14 protein-coding genes are annotated in these 13,907 nt (G+C 59.9%); 5 read left to right on the top strand and 9 right to left on the bottom strand.

All coding sequences use genetic code 11. The annotated features are described in order from the left end of the window. Positions 1-72: 72 nt before the first annotated feature. A complete protein-coding gene (locus tag FEE99_RS21920; RefSeq protein WP_041477175.1) occupies positions 73-954 on the bottom strand; it encodes a LysR family transcriptional regulator in 882 nt (293 codons plus the stop codon). A 101-nt stretch (positions 955-1,055) separates the two neighbouring features. On the opposite strand from FEE99_RS21920, the gene FEE99_RS21925 reads away from it, so the two are divergent. Beyond that, on the top strand, positions 1,056-1,958 hold the full coding sequence (locus tag FEE99_RS21925) for a DMT family transporter (protein WP_237143781.1): 903 nt from the start codon (positions 1,056-1,058) through the stop codon (positions 1,956-1,958). A 123-nt stretch (positions 1,959-2,081) separates the two neighbouring features. Here the strand turns inward: FEE99_RS21925 and FEE99_RS21930 are convergent, their stop codons facing one another. Together FEE99_RS21930 and FEE99_RS21935 are read right to left on the bottom strand one after the other, a co-directional pair. After that, positions 2,082-2,312 carry a hypothetical protein gene (locus FEE99_RS21930; protein WP_041477178.1) on the bottom strand — a complete coding sequence of 77 codons (231 nt, stop codon included), beginning with the start codon at positions 2,310-2,312 and terminating at the stop codon, positions 2,082-2,084. A gap of 91 nt (positions 2,313-2,403) precedes the next feature. Further along, entirely contained in the window at positions 2,404-3,117 is a 714-nt protein-coding gene (locus FEE99_RS21935; RefSeq protein WP_041477180.1) for a FadR/GntR family transcriptional regulator, read from the bottom strand. Positions 3,118-3,471: 354 nt separating this feature from the next. Between FEE99_RS21935 and FEE99_RS21940 the strand changes: the two genes are divergently transcribed. Both FEE99_RS21940 and gudD read left to right on the top strand, forming a co-directional pair. Then, the gene (locus FEE99_RS21940; protein WP_041477182.1) at positions 3,472-4,818 is read left to right on the top strand and encodes an MFS transporter; all 1,347 of its coding nucleotides are present in this window, start codon (positions 3,472-3,474) and stop codon (positions 4,816-4,818) included. Positions 4,819-4,843: 25 nt separating this feature from the next. Next, positions 4,844-6,187, top strand: coding sequence for a glucarate dehydratase (gudD, locus tag FEE99_RS21945; protein ID WP_041477183.1), 1,344 nt, complete (start codon positions 4,844-4,846; stop codon positions 6,185-6,187). A 118-nt stretch (positions 6,188-6,305) separates the two neighbouring features. Here the strand turns inward: gudD and FEE99_RS21950 are convergent, their stop codons facing one another. Continuing rightward, the gene (locus FEE99_RS21950; RefSeq protein WP_041477184.1) at positions 6,306-7,178 is read right to left on the bottom strand and encodes a LysR family transcriptional regulator; all 873 of its coding nucleotides are present in this window, start codon (positions 7,176-7,178) and stop codon (positions 6,306-6,308) included. A gap of 160 nt (positions 7,179-7,338) precedes the next feature. Between FEE99_RS21950 and ampC the strand changes: the two genes are divergently transcribed. Then, the gene (gene ampC, locus FEE99_RS21955; RefSeq protein WP_041477186.1) at positions 7,339-8,505 is read left to right on the top strand and encodes a class C beta-lactamase; all 1,167 of its coding nucleotides are present in this window, start codon (positions 7,339-7,341) and stop codon (positions 8,503-8,505) included. 98 nt (positions 8,506-8,603) lie between these two features. Here the strand turns inward: ampC and FEE99_RS21960 are convergent, their stop codons facing one another. From FEE99_RS21960 to FEE99_RS21980, 5 genes are all read right to left on the bottom strand, one after another. Then, positions 8,604-8,870: a hypothetical protein gene (locus FEE99_RS21960; protein WP_016775363.1), complete on the bottom strand. Its 267-nt coding sequence runs from the start codon at positions 8,868-8,870 to the stop codon at positions 8,604-8,606. Between the two features lie 16 nt (positions 8,871-8,886). Beyond that, a complete protein-coding gene (locus FEE99_RS21965; protein ID WP_039763404.1) occupies positions 8,887-9,216 on the bottom strand; it encodes a DUF6124 family protein in 330 nt (109 codons plus the stop codon). 563 nt (positions 9,217-9,779) lie between these two features. Continuing rightward, entirely contained in the window at positions 9,780-10,343 is a 564-nt protein-coding gene (locus tag FEE99_RS21970) for a DUF4174 domain-containing protein (protein ID WP_016775365.1), read from the bottom strand. 186 nt (positions 10,344-10,529) lie between these two features. After that, positions 10,530-11,315, bottom strand: a complete 786-nt coding sequence (locus FEE99_RS21975; RefSeq protein ID WP_041477188.1) for a sulfite exporter TauE/SafE family protein — start codon at positions 11,313-11,315, stop codon at positions 10,530-10,532. Between the two features lie 235 nt (positions 11,316-11,550). Then, the gene (locus FEE99_RS21980) at positions 11,551-12,300 is read right to left on the bottom strand and encodes a hypothetical protein (protein WP_016775367.1); all 750 of its coding nucleotides are present in this window, start codon (positions 12,298-12,300) and stop codon (positions 11,551-11,553) included. 350 nt (positions 12,301-12,650) lie between these two features. Here FEE99_RS21980 and FEE99_RS21985 point away from each other — a divergent pair, with 350 nt between their 5' ends. After that, a complete protein-coding gene (locus FEE99_RS21985) occupies positions 12,651-13,799 on the top strand; it encodes an aldose epimerase family protein (protein ID WP_041477190.1) in 1,149 nt (382 codons plus the stop codon). Positions 13,800-13,907 lie beyond the last annotated feature (108 nt).

Consider the following 13,907-nt stretch of genomic DNA (forward strand, 5'->3'; position numbering starts at 1 on the left):
GAGCCTGCTCGCGAAGAGGCCGGCGAACTCAGCAAAGAACACCAGACCTCAGCACCTATCATCCGACAACGATCACTGTCGCAACCTTGCTTCGGCAAACTCCTCCCGCAACATTCCCACAAACGCCTCCCGCGCCGGGTGCACGCCGGCATTCTCATGCCAGTAAAACAAATTCTCGATCGCCGTCAGTTCGGCAAATTCATGACCCACGCAGCCCGCGCCTTTGGCGTACTGCTCGAACACGCCCCTGGGCACCAGCGCCACCCCGGCACCGGCACTGACGCAGCCGACGATCGCTCCGTAACTGGCCAGACTGACAATCGGCAGCGCCTGCCCCTGGCGAAGCAACCAATGCTCAAGTGCCGCGCGGTACGGGCAACCCGGCGGCCACATGAACACGGTTTTGTCTTGCAAATCGCCGATGTCGCGCACCGGGCCGAATGAAGTCGAGGCGATCAGTAACAATTGCTCGCGATACATCGGCGTGCGTTTGAGCTGAGCACGTTCGACATCTACCGCCACGATCGCGCCATCCAGACGATGGTTGACGGTGTCGTCGAGCAATTGGCTCCAGGTGCCGGTGGTCAGTTCCAGTGCTACTTGCGGATAACGCTTGTGGAATTTCGCCAGCAGGCGCGGCAAGCGCCCGGTCGCCGAAGACTCGATGGCGCCGATGCGCAGCGGTCCGGACGGCTCGGCGGCAGGGTCTAGCGCGCGTTTGGCTTCAACGGTCAGCGCCAGAATCTTTTCCGCATAAACCAGAAAGGTCTGTCCCGCCGGGCTGATGCGCAATCCGCGCCCCTCGCGCAAGAACAGCGCCACGCCCAATTCGGCCTCCAGCGCTTTGATCCGCGCGGTGATGTTCGACGGCACGCAGAACAGTTTTTCGGCGGCCCGGGCAATGCTGCCGACCTCGACCACAGTCTTGAACATGCGGATTTGCGCCAGCTCCATAATCATCACTCTGAGTGAACAATCAGCGCAGTATAAGTCAGTTGTGGCGAATGTTCGGGCGCCCGGATACTCGGCGCATCCACTGCCCTGGTGCCTCGATCATGACTTCCACTTCTACCTGCAAAATTATCCTGTCCATGGCATTTGTCATCGCCTGCTGGGGCTATTCGCCCACTGGCATTCACATCGGCTTACAAGGGTATGAGCCCGGACATCTGGCCTTGCTGCGTTTTCTGCTGGCGTCGCTGTTGATGGCGCTGATCGCAATTTTCAAAGGCATTCGCCTGCCGCAGTGGCGCGATGTGCCGTTACTGTTTGCCTTGGGCTTATTCGCCGTCAGCCTGCATCACGTCGCCCTGAACATCGGCCAGCAAGGCATCAGTGCCGGGGCTTCCAGCGTGCTGGCGCAGTCGAGCCCGTTATTCAGCACGCTGCTGGCGCGGTTTGTGTTCAAGGACCGCGTCAGCGCCTGGCGTTGGGGCTGTGTGCTGCTTGGATTTGTCGGCGTGGTGATCGTAGTCAGCGGCGACAAGGGCCTGGGCTCTATCGACGCCCATGGCTTGCTGATTTTGTTGGCGGCGCTTTCCTGGAGCATCTATTTCGCCCTGCAAAAGCATCATGCGCGGCGCTACGACGGTTTCAGCCTGGGCTGCTACGCGGTGTGGTCGGGGACGTTGCTGTTGCTGATTTATCTGCCGGGGCTGGCTGACGCGGTGATGCAGGCGCCGCCGCAAGCGCAGTGGGCGGTGCTGATGTTGGGGGTGTTTCCCAGCGCACTGGCGTATCTGGCCTGGGGTTTCGTGCTCAAGCATGTGGACTTGAGTCGGGCGACGATGACCTTGTATCTGATACCGCCGACGGCCATGGGAATTGCGTCTTGGGGACTGGGTGAACGGCCGACGTTGATGGTACTGATGGGGGCGATGGTGGTGTTGATCAGTGTGTTGGCATTGAATCTGGAGCGTGGGGTTGGCGTCGTTCGGGCAGTTGAGAGCAAGGCTTGAGTCTGCTGTGAAGCCGATGCCGTCTTCGCGAGCAGGCTCGCTCCCACACTGGATGACACAAATTCCCTGTGGGAGCGAGCCTGCTCGCCAAGAGGCCGGCGAACTCAGCGGATCATCCGGACTTCAGCGCAAATCATCCGACAACGGCGTCGGCTCGTCCGCCGGCGGTACATTGTCGTCATCCGGCGGATCCTTCCAGTCATCCGGGCGGTCGGCATCGCTCAATGGGTCGCGGCCCGGCTCCATGCCCGGCGGGGCGTCGTGATCGCTCAGGGTCGGCTCGTCAGTGCCGGATACGGGGCGGGTCTGGTCGGTGGGCGCCATGCCACCGGGAACAAGCGAGTCATCAGCCATGCTGCACCTCACAATACTGGCCCGGATTATCCGGGGCGTATTACTTGGAAGCGCGGATGCTGAGGGCGTGCGGTAGATCAGACCAGCGGCATCAGCCTTGGGCGATAAAGCGATCACGACTGTTGGTCAGGTGCAGCCACATCGCGGCGCGGGCGGCATCGGCGTCCTGACGCTTGATCGCATTCAGAATCGCCTCGTGTTCCAGATTGGCCAAGTGCCCGAGCTTGCTCAGATCCGCCGCGCCGCGCTCGGCAGCATTCAGGCGATTGCGCGGGATCATCGCACTGCCCAGGTGCTGCATGATCTCGCTGAAACAAGCGTTGCCGGTGGCCTCGGCAATCAGCAGATGGAAACGCCGATCGGCCTCCACGCAGCTGTCATTGTTTGCCAGCAGCCGTTGATAGTCATCCAGCGCCTGACGCATCTGCTGCAACTGCTGCTCACTGCGCCGCTGCGCCGCCAGTGCGGCCGCTTGCGTCTCCAGGCCCATGCGCAACTCGAGAATGCTGCGCACGCCGAGCGCCGTGTCGACATTCAGGCGCAGGCCCTGCTCCGCTGCGCGCTCGATGACGAAAGTACCTATGCCATGGCGCGTCTCGACCAGCCCCGAGGCCTGCAACTTGGAAATTGCCTCGCGCACCACCGTGCGGCTGACGCCGTGCTCCTGAACGATGGAGTTCTCCGACGGTAGCTTGTCACCGGGCGACAGTTGTCCGAGCAGGATGCTCTGGGTGAGCTTTTCCACCAGGTCATGAGCGAGGTTATGCGTGCGTTTGCGTGCGGGCGCGTCGAGGTCTTCTTGCATGGTCGGTTCCGGTGATCAGGGCTTACCGATCGTAGCATTGCGGGATGACGGTTGAGATGGATTTTAGCGGTCGACAGGCCATCTACTTGTATGACAACACTCAATTACGTCGAATATTTTCGATAGCCAGCCATCACGCATCACCATTCACATCTCAAAAAGGCGCTCCGCTCGACTGGCGCAACAATCAATAAATACGAGCTTAAATCCTGTTTTCGCATAAAAAACCGAACAATCAGAAGAATTTGATCGCCCTCCCCACTTGTAGGACAAAAAATTACAGTTGTATGATGTCTAGCAACAACGCAGCACCCAGCCCTACCCGCATAAAAATAATCAGTGGGAGAAACATCAGTGAAAACCTCCGTCTCCGGGATGCAGGACGGCGTCGACCCGACGCTCGCCTCAGCCATCTCCAAAGTCAAACGCCACGTCCTGCCGCTCTTCGTGATCATGTTCATCGTCAATTACATTGACCGGGTGAACATCGGCTTCGTCCGCACCCACATGGAAACCGATCTGGGCATTGGTGCTGCCGCCTATGGCTTCGGCGCCGGGCTGTTCTTCATCGGCTACGCGCTGTTCGAAGTGCCGTCCAACATGCTTCTGCAAAAAGTCGGCGCGCGGATCTGGCTGACCCGCATCATGTTCACCTGGGGCATAGTCGCGGCCTGCATGGCGTTCATCCAGAACGAAACCCACTTCTATATTCTGCGTTTCCTGCTCGGTGTCGCCGAGGCCGGGTTCTTTCCCGGGGTGATCTACTACTTCACTCGTTGGCTGCCAGGCGTTGAGCGCGGCAAGGCGATCGCGATTTTCCTCAGCGGCTCGGCCGTGGCCTCGCTGATCTCCGGTCCGCTGTCCGGTTTGCTCCTGCAGATCAATGGGCTGGGCATGCACGGCTGGCAATGGATGTACTTCATCGAGGGGATGTTCTCGGTGTGCCTGTGCGTGTTTGTCTGGTTCTGGCTGGACGCCAAACCCCACGACGCGAAATGGCTGAGCCGCGCCGAACAGGATGCGCTGGTCAGCGCCATCGACGACGAGCAAAAGGCCCGCGAAGCGGCGACGCCGATCCGGCCGTCGCTGGGCAAACTGCTCAAGGACCGGCAGATCATTCTGTTCTGCCTGATCTACTTCTTCATTCAACTGACCATCTACGCCGCGACTTTCTGGCTGCCGAGCATCATCAAGAAGATGGGCGAACTCAGCGACGTGCAGGTCGGCCTGTTCAACTCGATTCCATGGTTGCTGTCGATCGTCGGCATGTACGCCTTCGCCTCGCTGTCGGCGAAGTGGAAACATCAGCAAGCGTGGGTCGCCACTGCCCTGCTGATCGCCGCAGCGGGGATGTTCATGTCCACCACTGGCGGGCCGATCTTCGCCTTCGTCGCGATCTGCTTTGCGGCGCTGGGCTTCAAATCCGCCTCGTCACTGTTCTGGCCGATCCCCCAGGCTTATCTGGATGCACGCATCGCGGCGGCAGTGATCGCGCTGATTAACTCGGTCGGCAACCTCGGCGGCTTCGTCGCACCGACCACTTTTGGCCTGCTGGAGCAACACACCGGCTCGATTCAGGGCGGCCTCTATGGTCTGGCCGCGACCTCGATCATCGCCGCAATCATCGTCTTCGCTGCGCGCACCACGCCGAAACCCGCTGCTGAAAAAGCCGTGGCCGACGCCGCGCCGAAACACGCCTGACTTCGTCTCGACAAGGAAAACAATAATGACTGTTCACGACACCGCCAAAGCTCCGATCATCACCGACATGCAAGTGATTCCGGTGGCCGGTCACGACGGCATGCTGCTCAACCTGAGCGGCGCCCACGGGCCGTTTTTCACCCGCAACATCGTCATCCTCAAGGACAACGCCGGCCATACCGGCGTCGGCGAAGTGCCCGGTGGCGAGCGCATTCGCCAGACACTGGAAGACGCGCGCAATCTGGTGGTCGGCAGCCCGATCGGCACCTACCAGAAGATCCTCAACCAAGTGCGCCAGACCTTCGCCGACCGCGATGCCGGCGGCCGTGGTCTGCAGACATTCGACCTGCGTATCACCATTCACGCGGTCACCGGCCTGGAAGCCGCCCTCCTCGACCTGCTCGGCCAACATCTGGACGTGCCGGTGGCGGCACTGCTCGGTGAAGGTCAGCAACGCGACGAAGTGAAAATGCTCGGTTATCTGTTTTACGTTGGCGATCAGCACGAAACCGATCTCGCCTACCGCAGCGAACCGGACGCCGACAACGACTGGTTCCGCGTGCGCCACGAGAAAGCCATGACCGCCGAAGCGGTCGTGCGTCTGGCGGAGGCGGCGCATGCCAAATACGGCTTCAAGGATTTCAAACTCAAGGGCGGCGTGCTCAGCGGCGATGCCGAAATCGAAGCGGTCACAGCACTGGCCGAGCGCTTCCCCGACGCGCGGATTACCCTCGACCCGAACGGTGCATGGTCGCTGAAAGAAGCGATCCGTTTGTGCCGCGATCAGCATCACGTACTCGCCTACGCCGAAGACCCTTGCGGTGCGGAAAACGGTTATTCCGGTCGCGAAGTCATGGCTGAATTCCGCCGCGCCACCGGGCTGAAAACCGCGACCAACATGATCGCCACCGACTGGCGCGAAATGGGTCACGCGATTCAGTTGCAGTCAGTGGACATCCCGCTGGCCGACCCGCATTTCTGGACCATGCAGGGTTCGGTGCGCGTCGCGCAGATGTGCCACGAATGGGGCCTGACCTGGGGTTCGCATTCCAACAACCACTTCGATATCTCTCTGGCGATGTTTACCCACGTCGCCGCTGCGGCACCGGGCGACATCACGGCCATCGACACCCATTGGATCTGGCAGGACGGCCAGCGCCTGACCAAGGCACCGCTGCAGATTGTCGACGGCTGCGTGCAAGTGCCGCAGAAACCGGGACTGGGCGTGGAGCTGGATCTGGATCAAGTGGCCAAGGCTCACGAACTGTACAAAGGCATGGGCCTCGGCGCGCGGGATGACAGCGTGGCGATGCAGTTCCTGATTCCGGGGTGGAAATTCGATAACAAGCGGCCGTGTCTGGTGCGGTAATCCAGCAGGCGCCGCTGATTTCAATTGTGGGAGTAGGAGCTGCCGAAGGCTGCGATCTTTTGATTCTGTTTTGAAGATCAAAAGATCGCAGCCTTCGGCAGCTCCTACAAATCGGTTTTCAGCTTGAGATTTGCAGCAACCAGGTTCTGAACGCTTTCATCGCCACCGTTTCCGCTCGCGACTGCAACCGCGTCAGCCAGTAACTGCCGGTGGTGATCTCGATCGCGAACGGCTGGCAAATCGCATCAGCCGCCAGTTGCCGGGCGAACATCAGTGGCGGCGCCAACGCCACGCCGCCGCCCTGCAATGCCGCTTCCATCATCGCCAGCGACGAATCGAAGACGATGCTTTGCGGTGGCGCAGCCTGGGTCGCCAGGCCCGCCGCCTGAAACCACTGCGGCCATTCATCAGTGCGATAGGAACGCAGCAAGGTCTGCTGCAACAGGTCCGCCGGCGCGTGCAGTTGCCGGGCAATCTCCGGCACGCATAACACCGACAACGGCGCATCGAGCAAGCGTGTCGCCTCGATGCCATGCCAGGCGCCAGCGCCGAACCGAATCGCGTAATCCAGCCCTTCCGCCGCCACATCGACCCGGTTGTTGTGGGTCGACAGGCGTAAATCTATCAGCGGATATTTCGCCCGAAAGTCCGCCAGCCTCGGCAACAGCCAGCCCACGGCAAAGGTGCCCACTGCGCCGACCGTCAACATGTCGCGATACTGCCCACCGGCCAGACGCTCGAGCATCTGCGCAATGTGGTCGAATGAGCTAGTGAGCACCGGTAGCAAAGTCTCGCCTTCACTGGTCAGCATCAGCCCACGGGGCAGGCGTTTGAAAAGGGTCAGGTTGAGCTGCGCTTCCAGGCTTTTGACCTGATGGCTGACCGCTGCCTGCGTTACGCACAGTTCGACGGCGGCGCGGGTGAAGCTCAGGTGGCGTGCCGAAGCTTCAAACGCGCGCAGAGCGTTAAGCGGCAGTTGCGGTCGAATCATGGGTTGTCCCAAATTTTTCTAAGGGTTCGTGCGAGTTTTCATCGTTTGTCGAAGGTCGGCAAAGTGCCTAAATTAACCGCGCTGATCAGCCGCCCGATGAAAAAATCACCCGCAGTGTAGCGGGATACAACAAACGACACTCATGGAGAGTGATTCACTCATGTGTTCCTTCAACCCGAGCAAGGTCTTTTCCCACAGCGCTTTCGCACTGTTCTTCGGCAGCGTTGCCTGTCATGCCGCAACGCCGACCGATGCGCAATTGCAGGCACTGGTCAGCCAAGCCGTCACCCCGGTGATGCAGCAAAACAACATCCCGGGGCTGACCGTAGCGATCACGCTGAATGGCCAGGCGCATTACTTTAATTACGGAGTCGCTGCCAAAGACACCGGGCAAAAAGTCAGTGAAAACACCCTGTTCGAAGTCGGCTCGGTGAGCAAAACCTTCACCGCCACCCTCGCCGGTTACGCCCAGGCCACCGGCAAACTTGACCTGTCGAGCAAGGCCAGCCAACTCTGGCCGGAGCTCAAGGGCAGCGCCTTCAACAACATCAGCGTGCTGCAACTGGGCACCTACAGTGCTGGCGGTCTGCCGCTGCAATTTCCTGCTGAGGCGGATTCTTCCGACAAGATGCTCGGCTATTACCAACAGTGGAAACCGCAATTTCCCGCCGGCAGCCATCGCCTGTATTCCAACCCGAGCCTGGGCCTGTTCGGCTACCTGACGGCGAAAAGCCTCGGCCAGCCGTTCGAGCAGGCAATGACGCAAACCCTGCTGCCGAAACTCGGTTTGCAGCACACCTTCCTCAGCGTGCCGCCAGCGCAGTCGAAGCTTTACGCCCAAGGCTACGACAGCGCCGACCAACCAGTGCGCGTCAGCCCCGGCGCCCTTGACGCCGAGGCCTACGGCATCAAAACCAGCGCCGCCGACCTGCTGCGTTACGTCCAGGCACAACTGAAACCGGCCAGCCTTGCGCCTGATCTGCACCAAGCCATCGCCAACACCCACATCGGTTATTACCGCGTCGGCGACATGACCCAAGGCCTGGGCTGGGAGCGCTACGCCTACCCGATCACCCTGGAAAAACTGCAAAACGGCAACTCGACCCCCATGGCCATGGAACCTCACAAAGTCGAGTGGCTGACCCCGCCGCAAGCTGAACCGGCCAATGTGCTGTTCAACAAAAGCGGATCTACGCGGGGCTTTGGCGCGTATGTGGCGTTCGTGCCGTCGCGGGACATGGGCATCGTGATTCTTGCCAACAAGAATTACCCGAATGCCGAACGGGTGAAGATTGCGCACACGGTTTTCGCGGCGTTGGCGGATTAAGAGCAAAAGATCGCAGCCTGCGGCGGCTCCTACAGGATCGGGTTTTCACTCGGTTGATGGTGGAGCTGCCGCAGGCTGCGATCTTTTTGTTTCAGCGCTTAAAGCTGCGCCTGCAAGCGCCAGCCAATGACATCCATCAAGTCACAGCTATCGCGCAACGGAATCGCCAGCACCCGGGCGAAATCCTGCAACAGCAATGCATCGTGTCCCTTGCCCTCGTCCAGCGAAAGGCTCTCCATCAGCTGCGTCACACAGCGCAAGCGGTAAGCCGCGGTGCCGTGCAACACGTCGATGGGGGCTTCGCTGTCGATCAGCACACAGGGAATTTTGCAGTCAATCCCGGTGATCGGTATGTAGCGCGCCATGATAGAACCTCCCTGTTCAATGTTGAGTCGCCGTTGCGGGTGAATCGAGATTGTCCAGCGCGCGGTTGACCAGCAGTTCACCGACTACCGCCAACTGCTGGATCGACAACGTCAGGCTGCGCTGCGCACCGCTCAATTCACAGGCAAGGTCGGTGGTCAGTACGTTCAGTGAGGCAAGGGTTTCGCAGGCATGGCTCAGCAGTGTCGCCGTGTCGATGTCGGGGAGAATGGTGAAGACGTGGCTGATGGGATCGGGTTGGCCGGGGTGGCGCAAACGCGGATTATTGGAGTCGAAGGAGCTTGAATCCATGGGGGATTCGGGGGGATTTGGAGTGTGTTTTTTCATTAATAAATCCTCGGGACATTTAAAGAAAAAACTGCCGAACTCACTTCCACGAGAGGGTGGCAGCTTTGCGCAGGTGTGGAAGTCCGGGGAAGCCCGAGGAACCCGGTGCACTCGAGAGTGCTCCTGCGCATAGCTGCCATAAGCAAACAATGTTGGCATAAAAACCACCAACATGTGTCTACAGGCGCAATGCGCGCTCGGGAATCACCGGACTTCCACATCCGACCACTGTGTTTTTCAGCGGCCAAAAGAGGTTATCCCCCTGCGTCACAACGCACCAGTTCACCACGGCCGCCGCGTCTTGCAGGAAAAATCCACAGAGATTGAAGGCGATTTGTGTCAGACATTTCGGCAGGCACATGCTGCAACGACTTTCGATCAGCAGATGACTTGTGGGAGCGAGCCTGCTCGCGAATGCGCTCGATCAGTCACCTTTCAGCGCCTGAAAAACCGCTATCGCGAGCAGGCTCGCTGCCACATTTGAACTGTGCACTTCACAAAAAAATGTGGGAGCTGGTTTGCCAGCTCCCACAGGGATTTTGCTTCACTCACGCAACGCGCAATCAATCATCCGGCATCTGCGGCGGTTTGCTCGGTTTGGCCGGTTTGCTGCCCTTAGCGCCTTTGGCCGGTTCCGGCTCGGTGGCGGCAGGTGTTTGTGCGGCGGCGGCCGCAGCGGCGGCTTCTTTTTCGGCCATGGGCATGGCGTCGATGGTTTCGAAGATTTTTGCCAGGCTCAATGCCTTGGCTTCATCACCCGAGGCGGAGAGCTTGGTTTCGCCGTCCTTGCCCACCAGGAACACTTTCGGATATGCCCCGGCGCCGAGCTTCAGCGAGCGCAGCAGGGCCATGGTGTCCTGCTGGCCCATGTCCTTGCCGTCGAGCTGGCCGGACATGCTGAGGATGGTGTAGACCTTGATGTTGCGGTCGGTGACGCCCTTTTTGTTGGCCGGGTCTTCCAGTGACTTTTTCAGGCTCAGCCACACCGGATCAACGGTGCTTTGCGCAATCACGATCAGCGGACGGGCGCGGCCCACGTCCCCGGCCAGGGGTGAATCGCTGTCGGCGGCGAACAAGGGGCCGGCGATTGCCAGCAAGAGGGTCAGGGTCAGGGACCTGATGAGCATGCGCATCTCCTTTTGATATCCACGCACTACTGATTGCGCATCGTGGCGATTGTTCCGGCGGCGTCTGGCAAAAAGGCATTGCCCTGTCAGAAGCTTAGGTCAGGGAGAACTTTGCGCAACATGACGTAAGCGATCATCGGCACCTCCCTACGGCCGCTGCACAGGAAGTGTTTTCTCCAGGCTGAGTCAGAACGCCAACTTGTAACCAATCAACACCAGCATCGTCGCCAGGCACGGGCGCAGGACTTCGTCGGAGATACGTCCGGTCAGGTGGCTGCCGAGCCAGATGCCGGGCAGCGAGCCCATCAGCAGGAAGCCCAGCACGCCCCAATCCATGTTGCCCATGCTTGCGTGGCCGAGGCCGGCGACGAGGGTCAGTGGAACGGCGTGGGCGATTTCGGTGCCAACCAGGCGCCGGGTTGGCAGCAGTGGGTAGAGGATGAACAAGGCGACGGTGCCCAGTGCGCCGGCGCCAATCGAGGTCAGGGCGACCATGGTGCCGAGGATCAGACCGGTGATCACCGTCATCACGTTAAGCCGCGAACCGCTCGGGTTGTAGTTGCCGCCGGCGCGTTTGTGGGCGAATTCGAGCAAGCGTTTTTTGAAGAAAATCGCCAGCGCCGTGGCGAAGAGGACGAAGCCGAGCGCCTGCTTGATAATGGCGTTCATCGCGTCCGGCGCGGTGTGCAGGGTGCTGAGGAACCACAGGGTCATGGCCACGGCCGGCACGCTGCCGAGGGTCAGCCAGCCGGTGATCGCCCAGTCGATGTTCTTGTTCTTCTTGTGAACGAGGACGCCGCTGGATTTGGTGATCGCGGCGTACAGCAGGTCCGTACCCACCGCCGTCGCCGGGTTGATGCCGAACCACAGCAGGATCGGCGTCATCAACGAACCGCCGCCCACACCGGTCATGCCGACGATAAACCCCACCACCAGCCCGGCAATCACCAGGCCGAAATTTGCCAATTCCATTCAAACGTCCAGAAAACGACAGGAAAATCTGGCCCGCAGCATAGCGATTTTTCTTATAACCACATATATCGATGCGGTCTATGGTTATGCCATATCGAATTTACCGCAGATCCCTGTGGGAGCGAGCCTGCTCGCGAAGGGGGTGTCAGCCGACCGATGAGTTGAATGACGCAACGCATTCGCGAGCAGGCTCGCTCCCACAGTGGATCTTTGCGCTACAGAAAACCTGCCGTGCTCACTGCACCGGGAGGAAATTCAGAAACAACAGACTCTGCGCGTAATTCAGGCCGATCCTGCGATAGCGCTCATCGAGCATCTGCGTGAGCAGATCCAGGCGCGCGACGATTTTGCTGAATTCGGTGGCGAAGCTGAGGTTGCTGCCCTCCTCCGAGATTTCGTTGGAGAACAGCAACGGCTGGCCTTCCTTGTTCTGCCGTTGCGACAAAATCCACATGGCTTTTTCGATGTTACGCGCGGCGTTGTGCACGAACGTCGGGTTGATCGCGTCGGTCATGTAAAACTCGGTGCGATTGCCGTGGGCGGTAACCAGCATGCTGCCGATCGCATAGATGAACGCGCCGACGCGGTCGCCGAGGAATTCCGGACTCATCGCATAGCTCAGCGCCGCCAGGTCCTTGCGCCCGCCCAGCACGGGCAACGGCTGCTGTTGCTCGACAGCGAGACGCACCTGTTTCACGGCGGCGTTGACGGTGAGGAAACCGGATTTGCGCAGTTCTTCCGGGTTGCGCAGGTAAAGCTTGCCCATCAATCGATAGAGGCTGTCGAGGTTGTCGCGCATCGCCAGGGTGGCCATGCGGTCGACGCTGGTCTGCAGAAATTCCTGCGGCTGCCCTTCACGTATCTGATTGAAAAATCCATTGCCGTTCTGGTGGCTGCAGCCGCTGAGCAACAGCGACAACAGGCAGGCCAGCAGCAGGCACGGGCGGCGGTGAGCGGCGGTGATCAGGGCAAAAACACTCGGCATGAAGTCTCGGACAGGCACATTCCTGTGCGGCGGGAGTCACCGCATCCTGGCCATGCATAGAGCCGCCGATTGCGAAAAAGTGCAGTGCCCGGGCGGTTAGCCGACCTTCGGCGCTTTTCGCCATATTAATTAGTCGGACTTTATATTTGCCAACAGCGGTAAATCCGCTATAAATCTTCTCTCTCGACTCAAATAGCATGACTAGTGACATGTAGGAGCTGCCGAAGGCTGCGATCTTTTGATCTTGTTTCTAAAAATCAAGATCAAGATCAAGATGAAGATCAAAAGATCGCAGCCTTCGGCAGCTCCTACGGTCAATACGAAAACAACAACAAAAAGGAAGGTCAACCATGCTTCAATCCCGTCACCTGCTCTCCGGCCTCGGACTGTCCCTGATGATCGCTACCCTTTCCGCCAACGCGGCGGGCCTGACTGCCGAACACAAAGCCTTCGGCAAAACCAATGACGGCACGCCTGTCGAACAGTACATCCTGCGCAACAGCCACGGCATGCAGGCCACCGTCATCACCTACGGCGCAACCCTGCAAGCGCTGAAAGTCGCCGACAAGCACGGCAAGTTCGACGACGTCGTCTTGGGCTTTGACGATGTGCAGGGCTATCAGAAAGGCACCGCGTACTTCGGCGCGACCATCGGCCGCTTCGGCAATCGCCTGGCCGAAGGTGCTTTCGAACTCGACGGCAAGCGTTATCAAGTGCCGCAGAACGACAAATCCAACGCCCTGCACGGCGGCCCTGAAGGTTTCGACAAGAAAGTCTGGAAGGCCAAAGAGACCAAGGACAAGGATTCGGTGGGCGTAACCCTGACCTACCTGTCGGCAGACGGCGAGATGGGCTTCCCGGGCAATCTGACCACCGAAGTCACCTATCGCCTGACCGACAACAACGAGCTGCGCATCGACTACAAGGCCAGCACCGACAAGCCGACCGTGCTCAACCTGACCAACCATAGCTACTTCAACCTGGCCGGCGCCGGTAATGGCGATATTCTCAAGCAAGTCGTCATGATCAACTCCAGCCATTACACGCCGGTCACCGCGAAACTGATCCCGACCGGGGAGCTGGCGCCTGTCACCGGTACGCCGATGGACTTCAGCAAACCGACGGCAATCGGCACGCACATCAAGGCTGATCATCCGCAGCTGAAGTTCGCCGAGCCGAAACAGGGCGGCTTCGATTTCAACTGGGCGCTGGACACCAAGGGCGATGTCAGCAAGCTCGCCACCGAAGTCAGCGACCCGCAATCCGGACGGGTCCTGCAACTGTTCACCAGCGAGCCGGGCGTGCAGTTCTACACCAGCAACTTCCTCGACGGTACGGTCAAGGGCAAGGGCGGCAAGGTCTATCCACACTGGGGCGCGTTCACCCTCGAGACCCAGCACTACCCGGATTCGCCGAACCAGCCAGACTTCCCGAGCACGCGGCTTGATCCGGGGCAGACTTACGCCCACAGCGTGATCCTCAAGTTCTCCACCAAGTAAGGCCCACGCCGCATGATAGTTCCCACGCTCTGCGTGGGAATGCAGCCCGGGACGCTCCGCGTCCCTTTCAGAGCTGGAACGCGGAGCGTCCCTTGATGCATTCCCACG

It is taken from the genome of Pseudomonas sp. ef1, assembly GCF_007293365.2.
Taxonomy (GTDB): domain Bacteria; phylum Pseudomonadota; class Gammaproteobacteria; order Pseudomonadales; family Pseudomonadaceae; genus Aquipseudomonas; species Aquipseudomonas siliginis.

Coding starts and splice junctions, on each gene's coding strand:
- FEE99_RS21980 (WP_016775367.1), bottom strand. CDS start 12,300: ATGCCGAGTGTTTTTGCCCTGATCACCGCCGCTCACCGCCGCCCGTGC.
- ampC (WP_041477186.1), top strand. CDS start 7,339: ATGTGTTCCTTCAACCCGAGCAAGGTCTTTTCCCACAGCGCTTTCGCA.
- FEE99_RS21930 (WP_041477178.1), bottom strand. CDS start 2,312: ATGGCTGATGACTCGCTTGTTCCCGGTGGCATGGCGCCCACCGACCAG.
- FEE99_RS21935 (WP_041477180.1), bottom strand. CDS start 3,117: ATGCAAGAAGACCTCGACGCGCCCGCACGCAAACGCACGCATAACCTC.
- FEE99_RS21975 (WP_041477188.1), bottom strand. CDS start 11,315: ATGGAATTGGCAAATTTCGGCCTGGTGATTGCCGGGCTGGTGGTGGGG.
- FEE99_RS21985 (WP_041477190.1), top strand. CDS start 12,651: ATGCTTCAATCCCGTCACCTGCTCTCCGGCCTCGGACTGTCCCTGATG.
- FEE99_RS21925 (WP_237143781.1), top strand. CDS start 1,056: ATGACTTCCACTTCTACCTGCAAAATTATCCTGTCCATGGCATTTGTC.
- FEE99_RS21920 (WP_041477175.1), bottom strand. CDS start 954: ATGGAGCTGGCGCAAATCCGCATGTTCAAGACTGTGGTCGAGGTCGGC.
- gudD (WP_041477183.1), top strand. CDS start 4,844: ATGACTGTTCACGACACCGCCAAAGCTCCGATCATCACCGACATGCAA.
- FEE99_RS21950 (WP_041477184.1), bottom strand. CDS start 7,178: ATGATTCGACCGCAACTGCCGCTTAACGCTCTGCGCGCGTTTGAAGCT.
- FEE99_RS21970 (WP_016775365.1), bottom strand. CDS start 10,343: ATGCTCATCAGGTCCCTGACCCTGACCCTCTTGCTGGCAATCGCCGGC.
- FEE99_RS21965 (WP_039763404.1), bottom strand. CDS start 9,216: ATGAAAAAACACACTCCAAATCCCCCCGAATCCCCCATGGATTCAAGC.
- FEE99_RS21960 (WP_016775363.1), bottom strand. CDS start 8,870: ATGGCGCGCTACATACCGATCACCGGGATTGACTGCAAAATTCCCTGT.